At 64.9% G+C, this 4,618-nt stretch carries 7 protein-coding genes and 1 pseudogene; 3 read left to right on the plus strand and 5 right to left on the minus strand.

Features of this window, described 5'->3' with window-relative positions; translation table 11 throughout:
- Window positions 1–217: 217 nt before the first annotated feature.
- The gene (locus EOA36_RS28235; RefSeq protein WP_127280327.1) at window positions 218–1,078 is read right to left on the minus strand and encodes an NmrA family NAD(P)-binding protein; all 861 of its coding nucleotides are present in this window, start codon (window positions 1,076–1,078) and stop codon (window positions 218–220) included.
- 213 nt (window positions 1,079–1,291) lie between these two features.
- Here EOA36_RS28235 and EOA36_RS28240 point away from each other — a divergent pair, with 213 nt between their 5' ends.
- Complete coding sequence (locus EOA36_RS28240) at window positions 1,292–1,612, plus strand: hypothetical protein (RefSeq protein WP_127280328.1); 321 nt, start codon at window positions 1,292–1,294, stop codon at window positions 1,610–1,612.
- Window positions 1,613–1,694: 82 nt separating this feature from the next.
- Here EOA36_RS28240 and EOA36_RS28245 read toward each other — a convergent pair whose 3' ends face one another.
- The 3 genes from EOA36_RS28245 to EOA36_RS28260 form a co-directional block, all read right to left on the minus strand.
- A complete protein-coding gene (locus tag EOA36_RS28245; RefSeq protein ID WP_127280329.1) occupies window positions 1,695–2,288 on the minus strand; it encodes a DUF6456 domain-containing protein in 594 nt (197 codons plus the stop codon).
- 242 nt (window positions 2,289–2,530) lie between these two features.
- A complete protein-coding gene (locus tag EOA36_RS28255; RefSeq protein WP_127280331.1) occupies window positions 2,531–2,836 on the minus strand; it encodes a hypothetical protein in 306 nt (101 codons plus the stop codon).
- The gene (locus EOA36_RS28260; RefSeq protein ID WP_127280332.1) at window positions 2,757–3,419 is read right to left on the minus strand and encodes a DUF1376 domain-containing protein; all 663 of its coding nucleotides are present in this window, start codon (window positions 3,417–3,419) and stop codon (window positions 2,757–2,759) included. Before EOA36_RS28260 ends, EOA36_RS28255 begins: the two co-directional genes overlap by 80 nt.
- A gap of 92 nt (window positions 3,420–3,511) precedes the next feature.
- On the opposite strand from EOA36_RS28260, the gene EOA36_RS28265 reads away from it, so the two are divergent.
- Together EOA36_RS28265 and EOA36_RS28270 are read left to right on the plus strand one after the other, a co-directional pair.
- Window positions 3,512–3,793 carry a DUF982 domain-containing protein gene (locus EOA36_RS28265; RefSeq protein WP_127280333.1) on the plus strand — a complete coding sequence of 94 codons (282 nt, stop codon included), beginning with the start codon at window positions 3,512–3,514 and terminating at the stop codon, window positions 3,791–3,793.
- A gap of 36 nt (window positions 3,794–3,829) precedes the next feature.
- Window positions 3,830–4,192 carry a DUF982 domain-containing protein gene (locus tag EOA36_RS28270; RefSeq protein WP_127280334.1) on the plus strand — a complete coding sequence of 121 codons (363 nt, stop codon included), beginning with the start codon at window positions 3,830–3,832 and terminating at the stop codon, window positions 4,190–4,192.
- Between the two features lie 20 nt (window positions 4,193–4,212).
- On the opposite strand, the pseudogene EOA36_RS38505 reads toward EOA36_RS28270, so the two are convergent.
- Window positions 4,213–4,618, minus strand: a pseudogene (locus EOA36_RS38505) (hypothetical protein); the annotation flags it as partial.

Genomic DNA, 4,618 nt, shown 5'->3' on the forward strand with positions numbered 1-4,618 from the left:
CCGCTTCTGCGGCCCGACCGAATGCCACGTGTTCATCGGCGGCAAGCTCGCCTTCCGCGACCGCCATCATCTGGCGACGGCGTTTGCCGAGACGCTGGAAGGACCGCTGGAAAAGGCCCTGTTTTGATGGACTTGGCTCCTTTCTCCCCGTTCACGGGGAGGAGGTGCCGGCAGGCGCGGCGTTTGTCCTTTGCTCATTCAACCGGCCCGTGCCAAATCAGCCAGCCCCCACCAAATCAGCCACATATCGCTCCAGCGTCACCTTCCCGCGCTCCGGCCTGGTCGGCGGATCATAGGTGTCGTCGACCGTTACCTCCGTCATGCGCGCATAGGATTGCGCGGCTTCAGGCGAAAACCCCATGTCCTCGAACGCGTCCACCCAACGCTCGCGTGGCGCCGAGACCACGCTGACCTGCCTGCCGAGCGCCTCGCCAAAGGCCGCGGCGACATCCCTGGCCGTGTAACGCGACGGTCCTTCGACATGATGCAGGCCGTTCTTATCCGGCGGCTCCATCAACAAGCGCGCCGCCGCTTCGCCGAGGTCGCGTGGCGCCACCATCGGCAGTTCGAAATCCGCCGGGAGAAGCGTGTTGACCACGCCGTCACGCCTGGCGGTCTCCAGCGAGGCATCCCAGTTGCTCATGTAATAGGCGGCGCGGATAATGCTGGCCGCGATGGGCTGACGATGCAGCTTTTCTTCCAGCCCATGCAGGATGGTCAGGTCGCCGGTGCGTTCGCCGGCCCGTGCGCCATAGGTCGATTCCGCCACGACCTTCTCCAGCCCCGAACCGTCCAGCGCCGCGGCGATCGCAGCCACCGTCCTGCGCTCCTGGGCATCCGTGTCGGTCGAAGGATCGGCAGGCGGATTGAGCAGGAATGCCCTTGTGCCGCGCCTGAACACGCCACGCAGCGCCTCGACATCAAGCACGTCGGCCACTGCCACCTCGGCGCCGTGCGCGGTCAAAGCCGCCGCCTTGGCCTCGTCGCGCGTCACCACCGTGACCGGTTCGCCCAGCCGCAGGAGCGTCGCTGCCGTCGCCGAGCCGACACGCCCGGTACCGCCAAGAATGATATTCATGGTCCAATCTCCCTTCCTGGTTGCATATAGGGGAAATGGATAGTGGCGGCCGAGGTTCAAAATGTGCCTCACCATGCTGACAGGTGCGGCCAAGCTCCGCGAGAGGTGCTTCCGCCGCCACGACATAGGGTGCGAACCCATCGATCCACCGATTTATGGGAACAGGGTCGCGTCCCCGGCGTTTATTAGACACACCTTACAGAGGAGGTTGTCATGAAAAAACTCTTGCTTGCATCGGTGATAGCAGTCGCTTCGGCGGTGGCGGTAATCGCTCCCGCCAATGCCTCCAGCATCACGCTCGGCATCGGGAACGGCTATGATGACGATTACTACGTTCCCAGACATCGCTACTATCGCGACTACTCCGACTATGGCCCGTATTACGGCCGCAACCACTACCGTTACAGCATGTATAACGACGGCTATCGGCCGCGCTACTACGGCATGTACCATCATCGTTGCCAAACCGAGTTGGTGAAGCATTGGCGGCATCACCACCGCGTGATCGAGCGAGTGCGCGTCTGCCGCTATTGACCGTTCAAACTGATCCGGCCGGCATCTGACCGGCCGGATAAACATTGCGAATTTGCCGGTACGCATCGCTGGCCGGGCGGTGCTAACGCCCCATCATCATCCCATAATGCACCGCCAGCAGATCCAGCCCCACCTTCAAGAGCTTCGTCACCACATCGCGTCCGTCGCCATCCTGCTCGGCCACGGTCTTCACTGGCTGCTCCAGGCACACGACCTTTTGCACGGTTGCCGCGACGTCCCAATGCCCGAGCGCCCGTGTCGCGGCGGCGTGCGCACGGCCGGCGTTGAGCACGCTGTCGGCGATGCCGCCGCCGGCGCGGCCGCCGTCAACGCGCTCCGTCCAGCGCATCGGCTTGATATCGGCCTGCTGGCTGCACCGGAAATGCTCGCGGTAGCGCAGGCCGGCCTCGCGCTGCTGGCGCGACAGCGAGGTGATGCCGAGAAGCGGATCGACATTGCGCACCCGCACGATGCCGCCGGTGGACGTGTGGCCGTTATTCGACACCTCGTAGACGCGACGCGCCTCCGCCGTGCCGGATGTCAGCCGCTTGCGACCGAAGGCATCGTCCCTTAGCGCGAAATCATGACCGACCTCGCGGCGGATGCGCACCTGCTCGGCCTCGCCCTTCGGCAGCTTCGGCGCCTGCGGCTTGGCGGCTTTGGTTTTCTTCGGCATGCGGTGGCTCCTTTTTGGGGGTCGGGGTGTGTTTTCCAAGAGAGGTCGCGATCCTTCGCGTCCCCCTCTGCCCTGCCGGGCATCTCCCCCTCTTGGGGGGAGATTGGCTGCGTCGTCGGTACCGCTTTTCCTGCTACGCCGGAGATCGGCGAAAGCAGTAGCGACATCCGATCTCCCCCCAAGAGGGGGAGATGGCCGGCAGGCCAGAGGGGGGCGCTGTCCCTCGGACCTGTCGGATATGATCATCCCGTCAACTGTTTTGCCGGCGCTTGCCCACCCCGACGCGCCAGCAGTTCCCGCATCACCTTGCGCTCGCGCACTTCGATGCAGAGCTGCGCGCTCGAAGGACAGAACTGCGCGTTTCCGCTCCTCACCTCGCCGCGCACGAAGCGCTGGATGGCGGCCTGCAGATCGGCCAGCTCGGCATCCCTGACGGCGCCGAGATAGCCGCGCAGCTGCATCTCGACATCAGTCAGGGCGGATTGCGGGAAGCAGGAGAACAGTGCCGCCAGCGCCTTCGTCGCCTGCTGCAGTTCGGCCGTGGTCATATCCGCGGATCTCCTCGATGATGGCATTGGCGGCGTCGCTGTGGGTTTTCGGCCTGATCCAGCCCCGCGGTTTTTTGCGCTGGCCCGGGCCGCGCGATCCCGAAGCCGCCTCACGGCCCCCAATCGAAATCCCCGGTCCTTCGCGCGCCCCGCGCGCTGAAAAAGCGGAAGCTTTTTCCATCTGGTTTCTGGACTCTGGAGAATGCCGCGCCAAAACATCGGCATTTGCCCTGGCATGCGCCTTTGTTTTCAAGGCGGTGGCGGCTCCGCCGCGCGCGCCGGCGGCCGCCCTCGCCTCGCTCTTCAGCCGCGCCTTGCGCAGCTCCTTCGTCAGCCTCCCGTGGCCGATCTCGCCACCCTCGCGCTCGAAGAAGGCCAGCAGCTCGGCGCTGATCGCCCGCCATCGTTTCAAAGGCAGGCGCGCCACGCGCGCCAGCCTGCCGTCGTCGTCGGGCAAGCTCCCGCCGGCATTCCACATTGCCATCAGAAGCAGCATGTAGGCGCCGATCTGCTCGGTCGAGAGTTGCAGCGTGTCGCCGACGAAATCGGAGACGTAGAGCTGCATGAAAGGCCGTTCGCTCATGCCGCGCTCCGTGCCGTGCTTCCAGTCGCGCTAATGGAACCAGCCCCCGGTCCGGACGTTATGACGCGTCCAAACCAAGGAGAGGACTGCCGATGACAGCCTTCATGCCGGTGACCCTGCGTTTCTGCGACAACAAGACCATGCTGGTCGGCTCGGTGGCCGACGCGGCGACCGCGCTTCGTCACCAATGGCCCGACAAGACCGCGCCGGACTATCTCGAGGCGGCACGGCTTGTCAGGCTCGCTGTCGAGGGCACTTGCTGTCCGCGCCCCGCCTTCGAAGCCTTCCGCGAGGCGGCCAGGCAACAGGGCATATTGGTGGCCAAGCCAAGAAGCCGCGCGCATGAGTGGCTCGACGCGGCTGCGAGCCCCTGAGACGGCGATGCAACCGCCTGCCAGCCTTGTGCGTTTATGAGCGTCGGCTTGAAAGCCGCGCCTGGACCGAAGGTGAACGCCGTGGGTACGATGAAAACCGGAGTGCCGCTCAAAGTGTCCCTGGACGGACATGTCGAGGAGATCGAGACCGTCAGCGACGCCGCCGATTTCCTGCAGCGCTGGCCGATTGAGCGGCGGGGCCATGTCTATCGCAGCGCGCTCAACGCCTGCAGCGCGGCCATCGCGGCGCAGATCTCGCAATCCGACGCGATCAAAGTGTTCACCGGCTTTGCCCGCGTTACCGGCATACTGGTTGCCGGAGGCGGCCCAGGGATGGTGCTGGAGCCGCGCACCGTACAGAGCCGCCAGCCCAAACAGGGCCGCCAAGTGCCGAAATAGCGGTGCCGCGCGATAGTTGTTCAAGGCAATTCTCCCAATATTTCGCGGAGCGTCCTTCTCCCCATGAACGGGGAGCATGCCCTGTAGGGCAATGACGGGCAGAGCCAGCGCTTCCACAGTTTGGCGTCCGCTGAAGCTCCAAATTGCGTTATGTCGCCGCTGCCCTCATCCGCCTGCTCGCACCTTCTCCCCGTGACCGGGGAGAAGGGATCAACCCTGCAGCCGGCCTCGCAAACACGACGCTGGAAGCGTGCCTGATGGTAGGTGCAGTAGCTTTTCATCGCCCTGGTGCGCATGCCGCAGCACAGCATCTCCTGGCCAGGCCGCCCGCCGGGCGCATCATTTCGAGGATCGTCCTCCAGCGTCAGGTCGAGCGGCGCGCGGCAGCGGTTGAACAGGCAGTCGATGAAGCGCATGGCCACGCCA

Source organism: Mesorhizobium sp. M8A.F.Ca.ET.021.01.1.1, assembly GCF_003998025.1.
GTDB lineage: Bacteria > Pseudomonadota > Alphaproteobacteria > Rhizobiales > Rhizobiaceae > Mesorhizobium.

What these genes read in the sequence shown, in the direction of transcription:
- EOA36_RS28235 (WP_127280327.1), bottom strand. Translation starts at nt 1,078, where the DNA reads ATGAATATCATTCTTGGCGGTACCGGGCGTGTCGGCTCGGCGACGGCA.
- EOA36_RS28240 (WP_127280328.1), top strand. Translation starts at nt 1,292, where the DNA reads ATGAAAAAACTCTTGCTTGCATCGGTGATAGCAGTCGCTTCGGCGGTG.
- EOA36_RS28245 (WP_127280329.1), bottom strand. Translation starts at nt 2,288, where the DNA reads ATGCCGAAGAAAACCAAAGCCGCCAAGCCGCAGGCGCCGAAGCTGCCG.
- EOA36_RS28255 (WP_127280331.1), bottom strand. Translation starts at nt 2,836, where the DNA reads ATGACCACGGCCGAACTGCAGCAGGCGACGAAGGCGCTGGCGGCACTG.
- EOA36_RS28260 (WP_127280332.1), bottom strand. Translation starts at nt 3,419, where the DNA reads ATGAGCGAACGGCCTTTCATGCAGCTCTACGTCTCCGATTTCGTCGGC.
- EOA36_RS28265 (WP_127280333.1), top strand. Translation starts at nt 3,512, where the DNA reads ATGACAGCCTTCATGCCGGTGACCCTGCGTTTCTGCGACAACAAGACC.
- EOA36_RS28270 (WP_127280334.1), top strand. Translation starts at nt 3,830, where the DNA reads ATGAGCGTCGGCTTGAAAGCCGCGCCTGGACCGAAGGTGAACGCCGTG.